The organism is Marinomonas sp. UCMA 3892, assembly GCF_012726345.1.
Lineage (GTDB): Bacteria > Pseudomonadota > Gammaproteobacteria > Pseudomonadales > Marinomonadaceae > Marinomonas.
The window spans coordinates 1-14487 of record NZ_PTXN01000003.1; the positions used below are offsets into that span (position 1 = coordinate 1).

Genomic DNA, 14487 nt, shown 5'->3' on the forward strand with positions numbered 1-14487 from the left:
ACATGGGTAGCCTCACTTTGGTAGACCAATCCATTTTGCCGTGTTTTCGAAGCCAAGTCAGCACCGTTGATCGGCCTTGGATTCCATAGATCTTTTGAGCTTGCTTATAAGTCATGTCGCCTTTTTCAACGGCCATCACTATCTGTAATTTAAAGCCCATTGTGTAGTCGCGTTGAGTACGCTTGCGTTTGGTATTACTTGGTGTCCCCATAATAGGTCTCCTAGGTGTAAACCTATTTCAGGACGGGACACCCCCCCAAAAAAGGCCACTTTGGTTTCCCAAAATGACCTTTTTGAATAGCATGAGATCTAGCGCAAGCGTTTAAATGGCAAGGTATAAGCAATCAAAAACAACAAGGCGGCGCATACCACGACGCTTGGGCCTGTTGGCGTATCCCAACGGTACGACGCCCACAAACCGCTACAGACAGCCAAACAACCAATCAAACTAGCAAACGATGCCATTTGTACTGGAGTACTCGATAATTTGCGCGCCGTCGCAGCGGGAATAATCATCAAGGAAGTAATCAGCAACACGCCGACGATTTTCATTGCCACGGCAATTACCAAAGCCACTAGCAACATGAGTAGCAGACGAATTGCCTCTACCGGATAACCTTCTACTTTTGCCAGCTCTTCATTAACGGTTACCGCTAATAATGGCTTCCAAAATGCTACCAATAACGTGATAACCGCCAAGCCGCCACCATATATCCAATAAACATCGGTTTGGCTAATAGCGAGCAAATCACCAAACAAATAGGCCATCAAATCTATACGAATATTGTCGAGAAAACTTACCGCCACCAAACCAAGTGACAATGCCGAATGCGCTAGAATCCCCAACAAGGTGTCCGTCGCAATAATGTGCTTTTTCTGCAAAGTCACCAACACCAAGGCCAAACCAACGCACAAAACGATAATGGCAAGATTCAAATTGATGTCTAATAAAAAGCCTAATGCCACACCCAGCAAGGCCGAATGCGCCAAGGTATCACCGAAATAGGCCATGCGTCGCCAAACAACAAACGCGCCTAACGGCCCTGCTACTGCAGCCACACCCAATCCACCTAACAAGGCTCTGAGCAAAAGATCTAACATGCTATTACGAACTCCAAAATCTGCTAACTGGGGATGTTATTAATGATGTTTACAATGGGCGTGAGCATCACCATCGTCCGATAGAATACTGCCGTGTTCATCATGCACATGATCATGCTGATGGGCATAAATAGCGATGGATTCATCGGCTCCTGGCACACCAAACAAAGCTTGATAAGCGGGATGCCCTGTTACATGTTGTGGGCTACCAGAACAGCAAACATGTTGATTGATACACACCACGGTATCGGTTTTCGCCATCACCAAATGCAAATCATGGGATACCATCAGTACGCCGCAATTTAACTCATTACGAATATTCTCAATCAGGTTATAAAGCTCCACCTGACCATTTACATCCACGCCTTGCACTGGCTCATCGAGCACCAATAAATTTGGTCGGTTCAATAAGGCGCGCGCCAACAAAACACGTTGTGTTTCACCACCAGACAACACATGCACTTGTGATTTCAACAAATGCCCAATGCCGAGCTTTTCTAGTGTAGGAAGTATTTGCTGTTTATCGACGCCACGCACCAAAGCCAAAAAATGTTTTACCGTTAATGGTAAAGTTGGATCAATATGCAGCTTTTGCGGCATATAACCGATACGCAAAGTTTTATGCCTGACTATTTCGCCAGACGTGGCCTCTTGCAGCCCTAACAAGGTGCGAATGAGGGTACTTTTCCCGCTGCCATTTGGGCCAATCAAGGTGACAATCTCGCCTTCACTGATCGTCATATCAATGTTTTCAAGCAGCACTCTGCCATCAAACGAAATACCAATTTTATCAAAAGCAACCAATCGCTTATTCACGCGTTCGCTCCTGCTGATTTTTCCTTACATTTTGCGCATAAGCCAGTTAGTTCAATGGTTTCAGCACGTAATTCAAAACCTTGATGGGCGGCTTTTTCGATCAAGGCCGCATGAATATCTTGGTAATCAAATTCCATAACATTGTGGCATTCATCGCAAATCAAAAAATAACCTTTATGGGCTTTATCTGCATGGGCGCAACCAAGATAAGCGTTCATCGATTCCACTTTGTGAATCAGACCGGCACTTAACAGAAAGTCCAAGGCGCGATAGACCGTTGGTGGCGCTGAATTAAAACCTTCTTCCGCTAACTTAGCTAATAACTGATAAGCACCAAGTGGGCGATGACTTTCCCAGATCAATTCCAATGCGCGGCGACGTACTTTCGTTAATCGCTGGCCTTGCTCTGCACACAGGGTTTCCGCTGTTTCTAACGCCGTATCAATACAATCATTATGGTTGTGATGACTATGTTGATGAGAATCTTGTTGTGAGTGCTGATGTGAGTCTTCATGTTTCATTAGAAAGCCCTTCCTGCATTGCTTACGTAACTCCAAATCATTGAAGTACTGATGATTATCAAAGCGAAAGCGGCAAGAAAACCAAAGGTGCGCGACACTCGCTGTCGCCAAACACGATGCTCACTACTTAACGCAAAACCTGTATCACGAACAAAAACACTAACGCCAGCCAAAGCAGCGACAGTAATAGCAGTACCTAATGCCATGGCAAAGGTTGCCACCAAACCCCAAACAAAAATGCCCGTGCTCAAAGAGAATAACAAAACTAAAATCGCCCCAGTACAGGGACGAATACCCACCGCGGCCACCATTGCCCAAATGCTACGACGAGCGGTTTTCGCTTCATCTTTGTGGTGAGAACAACATGCATGACCATGAGAATGCTCATGGGAGTGATCGTGATGCTCCGCAGAATGATCGTGTTGATGTTCTTCAAGATGGTCTTGTGAATGATCGTGACCACAACCAGATTGGCCGCGTAATAAACGCAAAAGAATCCACACACCAATCAAGCCAACTGCAGCAAAACTCGCCACTTCAAAAAAACGACTGATTTGCATGGCTTTTCCTGCCAAGGAAAACACTTGGCTAAGCACAACAATAACTAAAACCGCCATCACTGCCTGAACACCAGCGCACAAAAATGCCAAGCTAATACCACGACGCAATGGCGCTTTGCTCGCCAACATATAAGCAGAAATAACCGCCTTACCATGACCCGGTCCAGCCGCGTGAAAAACGCCATAAAAGAAGCTTGTAGAGATTAACCCCCACAGTAAAACCGGACTGCCGCCTTTGCTGATAGAGCGAACTAAAGACACTAATTCACGATGAAAAATGGCCTGCTGAGAAATAATCCACTGGATAAAATCTTGATACAGCGCAAAATTAATCGCGGCATAAAGAGGCGAGTTGAGACATAAAAAAGATAACAATAAAAAAGCGACGTTCTTTGCCATAAATTGGCTCTCACCGAGATTGGATACAATTTTGTTATGATATAACAAGTAAAACCCAAGGAGAAGCCAAAGCCTAGAAACGCCGCATTTTGTACAAAATTTAATTCATAGCCACTTAGCTAATGGTTGAAGTGACCGGATGTAAAAAACCCATCACGCCACTCATAAAGATCTGCGCAGCCATGGCTGCCAAAATCAAACCGGTAATCTTAGACAAGACATTTAAGCCTGTTCGACCGAGCATTTTCTCAATCAAAGAACCGGAATACAGAATAATCGCTAAAGTACCTAACGCCAACAACAAACCACATAAGCCAATGAACAAATCCCAACCTTGTAGTTCAGCACCGTAAACCAGAATTGTACCAATTGTCGCAGGTCCAATAATCGTCGGCACCGCCAATGGCACAACAGACACATCGTCACGCTCTTCACTTGGCATACCAACCGCATGGTTACGCGTACCATCACGAACCAAACTCAAGGCAGACATAAACAACAAAATCCCTGAGCCGATACGAAAAGAATCCAGCGTGATACCTAATACCGCAAACAAACTGCCGCCAAAAAATAACAGCACTAAAGAAATCGCCACTGAAGCAATAATGGCTTTATTTGCCACCTGTCGACGAGATGCCGAGGATTCTCCACGGGTTAACGCAAGAAACATAGACAGCACAAAAAACGGCGCGAAGAGAAAAAAGAACTTAATCCAAGTTGAAATTAATAAACTCATTTAGAAGAATCACCAAAAAAGCAGACAGCAAAACCGAATGCTTATTGAAACCTTTGCTCGATGTCAGAAGCCAAGACGAAACAAAGATCTCTTATTATCTAAAGCCCTATCTTATAGTGCTAGGACTCACCCAATTTACCGCACTTGTGGCACAGTAAATATTTATCTGAAAGCAGTCTCTATTTAAGGACCGTCCCGAAGAGAACGCAGATGGGGGAATTCTAGCAAAGAATCAGAAAAAATGAGGAAAAAATGACATTGAATTACAAAAAGAAAAGCCGACACAAAGTCGGCTTTTCGAACAAAAAATAAGCGTCTCTTATTAGACTGCTTTATTTGACGCTTTGAAGCGCCCAAGTACCCATGTGAAGAACACAGGAACAAACAATACACCCAAGACGGTTGCGGAGATCATGCCACCGATAACACTCACACCTAAAGAGTGCTGACTTGCCGCACCAGCTCCTGTAGCTATCGTTAAAGGTACTACCCCTAAAATAAAGGCCATTGACGTCATAATGATAGGTCTAAAACGCAATTTTGCGGCTTGGATCGCTGATTCTTTTAACGAATGCCCTTGCTGATAAAGATCTTTAGCGAACTCAACAATCAAGATGGCATTTTTCGCCGATAAACCAATAATCGTAATCAGACCTACCTTGAAATAAACGTCATTCGACATCCCCATCAGATATACTGCTGCAACCGCACCAAGCGCCCCAATCGGAATAATCAGAATAACTGAAAAAGGAATAGACCAGCTTTCGTACAATGCTACCAAGAGTAAAAAAACCACCAAAATAGAAATGGTTAGCAGCATTGGAGCTTGTGAACCCGCAGCTTTCTCTTGGTAAGACAACCCAGTCCACTCATAGCCAATACCTTTTGGCAGCGTACTAATAATACGTTCAATTTCCGCCATTGCCTCGCCAGAACTGTGTCCAGGCATTGGACTACCGGAAATTTTATACGTTGGGTAACCATTGTAACGAGACACCTGAACCGGCCCGATTTCCCACGAGCTACTTGCAAAAGAGCGCATTGGAACAAGGTTACCCTCGTCATTTAACACTTGCAGCTCTAAGACACGCTCTGGTGTCATACGATCTGCAACATCAGCTTGCACAACAACGCGTTGCAAGCGGCCTGCATTAGTAAAGTCGTTAACTGAAGCCGAACCGTACGCTGTTGATACCGCATTGTTGATTGATTCGAACCCCACGCCCAATGCTGTCGCTTTTTGACGATCTATATTAATTCTAAGCTGCGGTGCATCTTCTAAACCTTCCATCATGGCATAAGCAATGATTGGAGATGCATTCGCTTGGCCTAGGACAATATTACGCGCATTAGTTAACGCTTCTCGACCTAGATTACTACGGTCTTGCAATCGCAATGAGAAGCCACCAGAGTTCCCCATTCCTTCAATCGATGGAGGTTCCACCGCCATCGAACGACCATCTGTGATGCTGCCGGCAAATTGATTGTAAGCCATCGTTTCATCAAATAAAGACTGCTGTCGATCAGACCAGTCGGTGAAAGTCGGAAATAGCAAACCAGCATTCGCCCCCATTCCAGAGAAACTAAAGCCCATGACTGTAACTACGTTTTCAACCGCATCACGCTGACCTAAAAATTTCTCAGCATCTTTCATCGTCTCATTGGTTCGAGAGAAAGTTGCACCAGCAGGAAGCTGTAAATCGACGATCATGTAACCTTGGTCTTCTGTTGGCACAAAAGATTCTGGTAAACGCAGATAGGCATAACCAAGGCCAATAATCAGCACAAGATACACCAACATGAAACGTCCAGAACGGTTTACTAGCATGCCATTTAATATAGAGTAACGATGAGTTAATCTCGCAAATTTGCGGTTAAACCAACCAAAAAAGCCGCCTTTTTCGTGGTGCGCTTCTTTATTAATAGGTTTCAATAGGGTAGCACACAATGCAGGCGTAAAAGTTAGTGCCAATATCCCGGACAACATAATAGAAACAGCAAGAGACATAGAGAACTGTTGATAAATAATACCGACGGATCCGCTCATAAAAGCCAGCGGAACAAATACCGCCGATAGAACCAAGGTAATGCCCACGATAGCACCAGACACTTGCCCCATCGCTTTGATCGTAGCATCTTTTGGAGGAAGGCCTTCTTCCACCATGATGCGCTCAACGTTTTCAACAACTACAATGGCATCATCCACTAAAATACCAATGGCGAGTACCATACCAAACATGGTCATCATGTTTACCGAGAAGCCCATCAAAGACATCACTGCAAACGTCCCTAAAATACAAACAGGAACAACGATAGTAGGAATTAATGTGTAGCGTAAATTCTGCAAGAACAACAACATCACAAGAAAAACTAAGACAATCGCCTCAATCAAGGTATAAATTACTTTTTCAATTGCTGCACTAACGAATTTAGAGGTGTCATAAGGAAAACTGATTTGAATGTCATCTGGAAAGTTCGCTTCCAATTCCGCTGCGCGAGCTTTTATCGCTTTCACCGTCTCTATCGCATTCGCACCTGGCGATAGCTGAACCGCCCCCATAATGGCTTTGTGACCATTTAAACGTGTTTCGAAGTTATAATCTTGCTTACCCAGCTCTACACGAGCCACATCTTTAAGATAAACAGCTGAACCATCCACGTTACTACGTAAAACGATATTGCCAAATTCTTCTGGATCTTCCAAAAAACCTTTCACAACCAAGCTAGCAGTAAGCTCTTGCGCATCATCAGCGGGTCGACCACCAAAGCTACCAGCAGGTACCTGAACGTTTTGGTTTCTAATTGCGTTATTAATATCACCTATAGATAAACCGTAACTCAGCAGTTTCTCTGGCGAAACCCAAACCCGCATAGCTGCTTCGGTGCCAAAATACTGCAGCTTACCCACACCCTTTACACGACGAATATTATTATTAATATTTCGTGCAGCGTAATCTGCCAAGGCAATAATACTCTTGGACGAATCATCACCTTTGAAGGTCAAAGCATAGATCATCAAGAAACCTGAGCTTGCTTGGTCAACTTGCACGCCTTGAGCAATAACACTACTTGGTAAGCGCGCTTCCGCCTTTTTTAGGCGGTTTTGTATATCAACCTGAGCTAAATCTGGGTCAGTGCCTGGTTCAAAAGACGCAGTAATTTGTGCAATACCGTTTGCGTTACTAGAAGAGTCAAAATAGAGCAAACCTTTTGCTCCATTTAATTCTTCCTCTATTACACTGGTTACCGAATCAACCAACACTTGAGCGGATGCGCCAGGATATGTGGCGGTGATTTCAACCTGCGGCGGTGCGACTACCGGAAATTGCGATACTGGCAAAGTTGGTAGAGCAAGTAGACCCGCCAACAAAATAAAGATCGCCATGACCCAAGCAAAGTTGGGACGTGCAATAAAAAAATTAGACATGTATTAAGCCTCTAAAACGTCTTAATAGTTAAGGTAAAGTGAACAATAAAATTAGGTGTTAGAGGCTACATTTACGGAAGCTGTTACCTTCTCCCCCGCTTGATACATAGCTGCATTATCAATAATTACTTTATCGCCAGCATTTAATCCCTCGGTAATACGCCACAAATTTTGAGACATTGAGCCCGTTACAACTGAACGAGATTCCACTGCATTTTGACTATTAACAACGTAAACAAACGCATGTCCCCCGTTACCACGCATGACAGCACGTTGAGGAATCAATATAGCTTTATCAGAATGAGACTGAACAGCCTCAACACGAACATACATACCAGGCAGTAGTACTTTATTCGGGTTTGGGAACAAGCCTCGTAACACAACGTTGCCAGTTTTTTCATCTACCTGACTGTCAGAAAATAACAATTTCCCTTCGAAGCTTTTGTTGTAACCGTCTAACTTTGCCATCAATTTAGTACTGTTAGCAGAAGTACCATCTTCTACAGATTGTCTATATTTCAAGGTATCGGTAACAGATTGAGTAAAGTCGATATAAACAGAGTCAAGTTGCTGAATAGTTGCTAATAAGGTTGTATCATTTTGTCCTACTAACATACCTTCACTTACATTTGCTCGACCAATTCGACCTGAAATAGGTGCTCGTACTGTTGCGTATTCAAGGCTCAGTTCGGCATTCGCAACATCTGCTTTGGCAGAAGCAACAGAGGCACTAGCGCTCAGATAGGCAGCTTGTGCAGCATCAAAAGTTTGCTTGCTGACCGCTTGAGACTTCAACAAAGGCGCATAGCGATCCACCAGCATTTTTGCATCAAACAAAGTGGCTTCCGCCATTGCTAACTTCCCCTTAGAACTAGCAAGTGCAATTTTTAAAGATGCAGGATCGATTTCAAATAATACATCTCCCGCTTTGACATCTGAGCCTTCAATAAAAGTTCTATGTAATACGATACCAGGTACACGAGCACGTACTTCTGCCTCACGAATAGGTTCAATTCGTCCTGGCAAAATAGCATTTTCTTCATATTCAATTGGTTGCACAGTGATTACTGTGGCAGCTCTTACACTTGGAGGAGGACTAGCTTGAGCCTCTGGCTCACTCGAGGTACAGCCAGATACTGCAAATAACACCGCCAAAACTGGTAGCAACGCTCGTCCATTTTTCAGAATTCGTACCATTGGTTAATACCTTAAATTTTTGCCAGAGATAAAATAGCTTTAAATAGTATTGAAATAATCCAAATGAATCTATAGTGATTCATTTGATATTCATTTAATTCACTTTGTTTGTGCTTTTTACTCACATCTAAGATTTCATATATTAGATATTCTGCGTAAAATCCCTTTGCATAAAATGCGAAAAACGTAGACAGCCATTAGACATGGCTATTTAAAGACAAACTGGATAGAGATATGACAGAACACGAAACAAACAATACATTGCTAAATTCATTAGCACTTGCTCTGGTGGAGCACCCACGTGCCTCACTACAGGAACTCGCTTGTGCTATCGGAGTGAGTAAAGCTACGCTGTATCGTTTTTGTCGAACCCGAGAGAACCTAATTGAAAGGCTTATACAACGCAGTATCGAATCGTATCAGGAAGCGATTCGAGACGCAGATTTAGATACCGCAGAGCCACGAGAAGGCATTCGTAGGCTGCTAGAAAACTACTATATGAATAAAGAGCTGACTATTTTCATCATTCAGTATTGGCAGCCGGAGCTATTAGAAAATGGTGAGTGTTTAAAGGCACAAGAAAAAATTGATGCATTTTTCTTAAGGGGTCAGCAAAGCGGCCACTTTCGCGTAGATATTAGTGCAGCGGCTATTGCAGAGTGCTTCCATGGTTTATTCTTTGCCATGATAGAAGCGGAGCGACTAGGACGGGTACCCAGAACACGAGTATTAACTATAATAGAATTAATACTGCTAGAAGGTGCTAGTACAGCATCCTAAAAGAGGTGTTTAATACGCAAATGCTAGCGCTGGCTTAGAGCAAGTTTTACACCGAAGCCCATCAACAATACGCCAGTTAAGCCATCTAAAACTAACGCAACTTTTGGTCGCGCCAACCAAACTCGCGCTTTATGAACCATAAGCGCAAGAAACGTTTGCCACACCATCGCTATGACAAAGTGAAGTGAAGCCATAAAGAGCGATTGAGCCAGCGCTGAATGGCTCGAATCAATAAATTGCGGCAAAAATGCCATATAGAAAATAATCGGCTTTGGATTTAATACGTTAGACAAAACACCCTGACGAAAGCTGCCCCAAGACGTCAGTGATTTAGGATTTTTTGCGTCTTTAAATGTCATTCCTACCGGATTCATCGCACTGCGAATTGCTTGCACACCCAAGTACACAAGATAGGCGGCTCCCACCAACTTAAACGCAGTAAACAAACCAGCAGACCCCAACAAAATAACCGACAAGCCTAACGCCGACACCGTCGCATGTGCGAACAGCCCCATGCATATTCCTAAGCTAGTCAAAAAGCCCAAACGCCAACCACCTGATGCTGCATTACGCATTACAAGAATAGTATCCACGCCTGGGCTCATGGTCAGCACAGTGATAGCGGCTAAAAAAGGCAACCATTGGAAATGTTCTAACATGAGCTTCTACCTTAAAAAGACGCTAACCAACAAAATGCAACTAAGACCGACAGGTCAAATCAACCCAAACCGCTACGGATGTTTCGGTTGCTTCCCTTTCTACAGGCGTACAAATTTCCGCTAATGCACCAGATAGCTGTACCAAGCCTTCTTCCAACGGCTCCATCGCAAAATACAATTCGTCGTCACCAAAGGCCAAACTCAAAGTCGAGGTTTCAAGATTAACCGGAGTTGGCAAATCAATACCCAATCGAATCCACAACATTTGGTCACGAATGCGAACATCCAAAATACGCACGCCTTTTGGTATAAGATCAGCGCCATCTTGCTTCATCTTGATAAAAAAACCGTAGTTTTCAAAGCTTTTCAATACGTCGATCATGTCGAGTTTTTCTTGGCCTTTTAACTCGCCATCACCATCGACATCGTATTCGGCAATCAAGCTTGTGGAAGTAAAAAGATCCAAACTCCACGTTGCCTCAAGGCTTTCTACATTAGCTTGATCCACTTTGACTCGATACTGTGAATCCACCCAAACATGAGGATGCGCCATGGCTGATCCAGCGAACAAAGCTGTAACGCACAAACACAACAAAAAACGCATCAACTGTTACCTTTTAAAAACGCTTTAAAAAAAATGTACTTTAAATTAACCGTGCTTTATTGAAATTCGACCAAGCTCGGAGTAAATCTCACTCGCGCTTCTAAAATACGCTGAAACTCAAGAGGATCATGTTGTTGCGCCAAACGCTCAGGGTCATGCTTTGCGCCATGCCAAGCTTCCAGACGAGACAGCCAAAAACGTAGCGCGGCGATTTTTAACATAAATGGCCAAGCCAACACTTCTTCAGGGCTGGCTTCACGTTCATGCAAATAGGCTTTTATTAACGCTTTATATTTCGCTTTGTCTAATTCGCCTGTCGCCATATCTGAACACCAATCGTTCACCACAATAGCCAAATCGTACATTACCCATGAATGGCAAGCATTGTAGAAATCGATAATGGCAGACAACTTATTACCTTCAAACAAGGTGTTGTTGTAGAACAAATCACCATGAATCGTGGTCTTAGGAAGGTCCGGATGTTGTGCAATAAAGGCATCGAATTCTGCGATTTGTGACAACAGTAATTGTGCTTGTTCTGGCTCTAACTCGTTAGCAATGGCTTGGCTGGTCTTATGCCACCAAGCAACACCACGATGGCTATCACGATGAACGGGGAAATCTTCACCAGCAATGTGTAACTTGGCTAATGCTTCACCCATTAATCGACAAGACGTTTCATCCGTGCCTTTTAGCTCCCCACCGGGGAAGCAATCAACAATAATAGTCGGTCGACCATTTACTTCACGTAGGCGTTCACCATGGATATCGATCAACGCAGCTGGAACATTAAAACCTTTGTGTTTCAAATGCGCGACAACGTCTAAAAAGTACGGCACTTCGTCTAAATCAAACTCTTCAAACAAGGTAACCACATACTTTCCTGTGGTCGTTGTCAGAAAGTAGTTTGTGTTTTCTACCCCTCCGGAAATGCCTTGGAACGAAACCAGTTCACCTAAATAATAGTCAGCCACTAAGGCACGCATGTCAGAGTCCGAAAGGGAAGTGTAAACAGCCAAGTTTCTACCTATTGTTGTCTAAAAGAGATGGAATAAAAAATTATTGCCTATGCTCTACAATTAACCCCGAAAGGTCAATTCTAAGTAGCGTAAATAGGCCTTTTTATATACACATTTTATCGAGCAATTCATTTATTTGTTACAACCTAGTTAATTTCAGAGACATATATTAACCAAGGGACAACAGCAAATTCGTAACAAGCCTTCTATTATTGAATAACAAACTCAACTGAAAGCCTCTTATGATGATCTATGACGATGAGAAAAAAATCACTGTATCTGCCGTATATCGGCTACTTATTGCTTCATTTTTAACAAGCACTGCTTTTGCTATTTTTTTTAACACTTACCCTACTGCCCATATCATCGATTCGATAATTCCAAGTATCGACGCTATCGTCCTACTTATTGTACTAATCTACTATCACTACAATCCCCACACAGATATAAATAAAATCATTGTTTTTTATATCATTTTTTTCATTCTGACCTTTTCACCGTCGGCTATTTACTATGTCTTTATGGCTTGGAACAGTGAGTGGCGTTTTATCGATGAATATCCACCGGTTACTGGCCTTATGATGGCGATTATCATGCTAGGTATCATCATGTTACCAAAGCGATATAAACGTTACATAGTTCTAATGTGGGCCTCTACTGCTCTACCTATAATCTGCTACCTCCTCAATCATCCAGAGGAATTACAAACACCCCGCGGTTATGAACTGATCGGAACATTTGGCTCTGCAAGTCTATTGCTCTACACCGTCTTTCCCTATCAAAAAAGCATTCGCAGACACATCAACAAAGTCACCGGAGACCTTCGTCGCTACGAGCTAGAAGCCGGTCGGGATTATTTAACCGATATCTATAACCGTAGAGGCTTGGACCTTTGGTTAGGACAACTCAATCATGATGATAAGGTTGCTGTTTTGCTTATCGATGTAGATCATTTTAAGCAGATAAATGACCGTCATGGTCACTCAATTGGCGACCGAGTTTTGGTGGAGGTGGCGTCTCGTCTACGTACTATTTACTTCGAGAAACATACCATTGCCCGTTGGGGCGGTGAAGAATTCGCTGTGGTATTAGTTAACCCAAAAACTAATACCTTGCCTTTTATTAGCTCTATGTTTCAACACGCATTAGGCACCTTGCCATATAAATCTGTTGGCAAAATTACCGTTAGCGTTGGTGTATCTAGCATCGCCCATCACGATAACTTTTTAGACTTGATAAACCAAGCAGATAAAGCGCTCTATACAGCAAAGGACAATGGTCGAGACCAAGCTGTTATGTACAACAGAATTCACCCTCAACTAGCCGACTAAGTCAAAAAGATCAGAGTTAGTGTGGGAAGTAATGTTAAAAACATGCGATTTAACGCTTATTCAGAAAAATCTGCTCACGCCATAACTCCCAACGCTGCCGTAGCTCATTACCTGCAATCGGCACGCTAATATCCAAACGTTCCATATGTCGAATCCTATCAACTCGAAAATGACGATACTGCTGACGCTGTTCACACCATGCGATTAATAAACAATAGGCTTCGTCATACCCTAGAATAATGGGCCACACCACTCTTTCGGATTTATTTTCATCTCGATCGAAATAGGTAATACGTAGCTTTTTGTTTGCTCTAATGGCCTCTCGCAAATACCGTGTATCTTGTTTTTCTGACTCCAACTCTCTGGGTTTTATGCGCACACCCGCATCGCTCAGCGTGGAAATAAAACTGGGAGGAATAACGTCTCTAATTTTAGCAAAGACATCTTTGGCGGAATTGCCTATCGTTTTATCCGGAAGGCTTTGCACTAGCTGAACACCTAAAACCAGCGCTTCCAGCTCATCTTGCGTGAACATCAAAGGAGGCATGTTGTAAAATTCGCTTAATGTATAACCTAAACCCGCCTCTCCTTCGATTGGCACCCTTTGCCCAACCAAATCGGCAATGTCTCGATAAACCGTTCGCTTAGAAACCTCTAACTCCTCAGCCAACTTAGCCGCGGTCACAGGTCTATTTACCCGCCTCAATATTTGAATGAGTTGAAACAATCTATCGGCACGTCGCATTTTTTTCTCCTATTGCCACAACGCTGTCAGCATCAGGGTGACATACTCATTTTGCACTCTCTGACTCTCATTAAAAAGGTGAAGTATGAATCTATTTTCCACTCGGCTCATTGTTAACGACATCAAAAAGATGGTTAGCTTCTACGAATTTATTAGCGAACGGGAAGCGGACTGGCTCGCTCCCGTATTTGCTGAATTAAAAACAGAAAAGGCTCATTTAGCATTCGGCAGTGTAGAAACCGTTGCCCTGTTTAAAGAAGGTTGCGCTGAACCCTCTTCCAACCGCACGGCGATTCTCGAATTCTTAGTAGATGATGTTGATAAAGAATTTGAACGTCTGGAAAACCAGGTCGATCTGGTTCACCCTCCTAAAGACATGCCTTGGGGTAACCGAACCTTTCAATTTAGAGACCCAGAAGGCAACCTAGTGTCATTTTTCACACCTAAAACCAGCGAGGCAAAAGATCGTTTTAATCTAGGAGCCTAGTGTCTCAACGTCCACTTTCTCTATTGGTCTAACTTTCGTTAGGCCAATAACCGTTTTTTATTGTTGGATTGACAATCCTACTTAAAACTTAATTCGCCATTTTGG

At 43.2% G+C, this 14487-nt stretch carries 15 protein-coding genes; 3 read left to right on the forward strand and 12 right to left on the reverse strand.

The genetic code is table 11. The features are described 5' to 3' along the window. The 8 genes from B6N13_RS05370 to B6N13_RS05405 all read right to left on the reverse strand — a co-directional run. Positions 1 to 211, reverse strand: a 211-nt coding sequence (locus tag B6N13_RS05370) for a helix-turn-helix domain-containing protein (RefSeq protein ID WP_169458743.1), incomplete at its 3' end; no start/stop codon positions are given. 98 nt (positions 212 to 309) lie between these two features. Next, positions 310 to 1101: a zinc ABC transporter permease subunit ZnuB gene (gene znuB, locus B6N13_RS05375; protein ID WP_011978130.1), complete on the reverse strand. Its 792-nt coding sequence runs from the start codon at positions 1099 to 1101 to the stop codon at positions 310 to 312. 39 nt (positions 1102 to 1140) lie between these two features. Continuing rightward, positions 1141 to 1917 carry a zinc ABC transporter ATP-binding protein ZnuC gene (znuC, locus tag B6N13_RS05380; protein WP_169458744.1) on the reverse strand — a complete coding sequence of 259 codons (777 nt, stop codon included), beginning with the start codon at positions 1915 to 1917 and terminating at the stop codon, positions 1141 to 1143. Beyond that, entirely contained in the window at positions 1914 to 2438 is a 525-nt protein-coding gene (locus B6N13_RS05385) for a Fur family transcriptional regulator (RefSeq protein WP_011978128.1), read from the reverse strand. The genes znuC and B6N13_RS05385 overlap by 4 nt, the downstream gene beginning before the upstream one ends. After that, a complete protein-coding gene (locus B6N13_RS05390) occupies positions 2438 to 3397 on the reverse strand; it encodes a nickel/cobalt transporter (RefSeq protein ID WP_169458745.1) in 960 nt (319 codons plus the stop codon). The genes B6N13_RS05385 and B6N13_RS05390 overlap by 1 nt, the downstream gene beginning before the upstream one ends. A gap of 115 nt (positions 3398 to 3512) precedes the next feature. Beyond that, a complete protein-coding gene (locus B6N13_RS05395) occupies positions 3513 to 4133 on the reverse strand; it encodes a MarC family protein (protein WP_011978126.1) in 621 nt (206 codons plus the stop codon). A gap of 322 nt (positions 4134 to 4455) precedes the next feature. Next, positions 4456 to 7560: an efflux RND transporter permease subunit gene (locus B6N13_RS05400; RefSeq protein WP_169458746.1), complete on the reverse strand. Its 3105-nt coding sequence runs from the start codon at positions 7558 to 7560 to the stop codon at positions 4456 to 4458. Between the two features lie 51 nt (positions 7561 to 7611). Further along, positions 7612 to 8757 carry an efflux RND transporter periplasmic adaptor subunit gene (locus B6N13_RS05405; protein ID WP_169458747.1) on the reverse strand — a complete coding sequence of 382 codons (1146 nt, stop codon included), beginning with the start codon at positions 8755 to 8757 and terminating at the stop codon, positions 7612 to 7614. A gap of 234 nt (positions 8758 to 8991) precedes the next feature. Here B6N13_RS05405 and B6N13_RS05410 point away from each other — a divergent pair, with 234 nt between their 5' ends. Beyond that, positions 8992 to 9537 (forward strand): TetR/AcrR family transcriptional regulator, encoded by a 546-nt coding sequence (locus B6N13_RS05410; protein ID WP_011978123.1) that lies wholly within the window; start codon positions 8992 to 8994, stop codon positions 9535 to 9537. Positions 9538 to 9560: 23 nt separating this feature from the next. Here the strand turns inward: B6N13_RS05410 and B6N13_RS05415 are convergent, their stop codons facing one another. From B6N13_RS05415 to B6N13_RS05425, 3 genes are read right to left on the reverse strand one after another with little or no spacing between them, the layout of a single operon-like run. Then, positions 9561 to 10196: a LysE family translocator gene (locus B6N13_RS05415; protein ID WP_169458748.1), complete on the reverse strand. Its 636-nt coding sequence runs from the start codon at positions 10194 to 10196 to the stop codon at positions 9561 to 9563. A 40-nt stretch (positions 10197 to 10236) separates the two neighbouring features. Next, complete coding sequence (locus B6N13_RS05420; protein ID WP_169458749.1) at positions 10237 to 10800, reverse strand: DUF1007 family protein; 564 nt, start codon at positions 10798 to 10800, stop codon at positions 10237 to 10239. A gap of 56 nt (positions 10801 to 10856) precedes the next feature. Beyond that, entirely contained in the window at positions 10857 to 11819 is a 963-nt protein-coding gene (locus B6N13_RS05425; protein ID WP_011978120.1) for a homoserine kinase, read from the reverse strand. A gap of 242 nt (positions 11820 to 12061) precedes the next feature. On the opposite strand from B6N13_RS05425, the gene B6N13_RS05430 reads away from it, so the two are divergent. Continuing rightward, positions 12062 to 13150, forward strand: coding sequence for a GGDEF domain-containing protein (locus B6N13_RS05430; protein WP_169458750.1), 1089 nt, complete (start codon positions 12062 to 12064; stop codon positions 13148 to 13150). Positions 13151 to 13199: 49 nt separating this feature from the next. Here the strand turns inward: B6N13_RS05430 and B6N13_RS05435 are convergent, their stop codons facing one another. Next, the gene (locus tag B6N13_RS05435; RefSeq protein ID WP_169458751.1) at positions 13200 to 13895 is read right to left on the reverse strand and encodes a YafY family protein; all 696 of its coding nucleotides are present in this window, start codon (positions 13893 to 13895) and stop codon (positions 13200 to 13202) included. Positions 13896 to 13980: 85 nt separating this feature from the next. Here B6N13_RS05435 and B6N13_RS05440 point away from each other — a divergent pair, with 85 nt between their 5' ends. Continuing rightward, complete coding sequence (locus B6N13_RS05440) at positions 13981 to 14382, forward strand: VOC family protein (protein ID WP_169458752.1); 402 nt, start codon at positions 13981 to 13983, stop codon at positions 14380 to 14382. Positions 14383 to 14487 lie beyond the last annotated feature (105 nt).

Excerpts from the sequence above, each read along its gene's own strand:
- B6N13_RS05420 (WP_169458749.1), bottom strand. The coding sequence starts at position 10,800 with ATGCGTTTTTTGTTGTGTTTGTGCGTTACAGCTTTGTTCGCTGGATCA.
- B6N13_RS05385 (WP_011978128.1), bottom strand. The coding sequence starts at position 2,438 with ATGAAACATGAAGACTCACATCAGCACTCACAACAAGATTCTCATCAA.
- B6N13_RS05415 (WP_169458748.1), bottom strand. The coding sequence starts at position 10,196 with ATGTTAGAACATTTCCAATGGTTGCCTTTTTTAGCCGCTATCACTGTG.
- B6N13_RS05430 (WP_169458750.1), top strand. The coding sequence starts at position 12,062 with ATGATGATCTATGACGATGAGAAAAAAATCACTGTATCTGCCGTATAT.
- znuB (WP_011978130.1), bottom strand. The coding sequence starts at position 1,101 with ATGTTAGATCTTTTGCTCAGAGCCTTGTTAGGTGGATTGGGTGTGGCT.
- B6N13_RS05400 (WP_169458746.1), bottom strand. The coding sequence starts at position 7,560 with ATGTCTAATTTTTTTATTGCACGTCCCAACTTTGCTTGGGTCATGGCG.
- B6N13_RS05410 (WP_011978123.1), top strand. The coding sequence starts at position 8,992 with ATGACAGAACACGAAACAAACAATACATTGCTAAATTCATTAGCACTT.
- B6N13_RS05440 (WP_169458752.1), top strand. The coding sequence starts at position 13,981 with ATGAATCTATTTTCCACTCGGCTCATTGTTAACGACATCAAAAAGATG.
- B6N13_RS05390 (WP_169458745.1), bottom strand. The coding sequence starts at position 3,397 with ATGGCAAAGAACGTCGCTTTTTTATTGTTATCTTTTTTATGTCTCAAC.
- B6N13_RS05435 (WP_169458751.1), bottom strand. The coding sequence starts at position 13,895 with ATGCGACGTGCCGATAGATTGTTTCAACTCATTCAAATATTGAGGCGG.
- B6N13_RS05405 (WP_169458747.1), bottom strand. The coding sequence starts at position 8,757 with ATGGTACGAATTCTGAAAAATGGACGAGCGTTGCTACCAGTTTTGGCG.
- B6N13_RS05395 (WP_011978126.1), bottom strand. The coding sequence starts at position 4,133 with ATGAGTTTATTAATTTCAACTTGGATTAAGTTCTTTTTTCTCTTCGCG.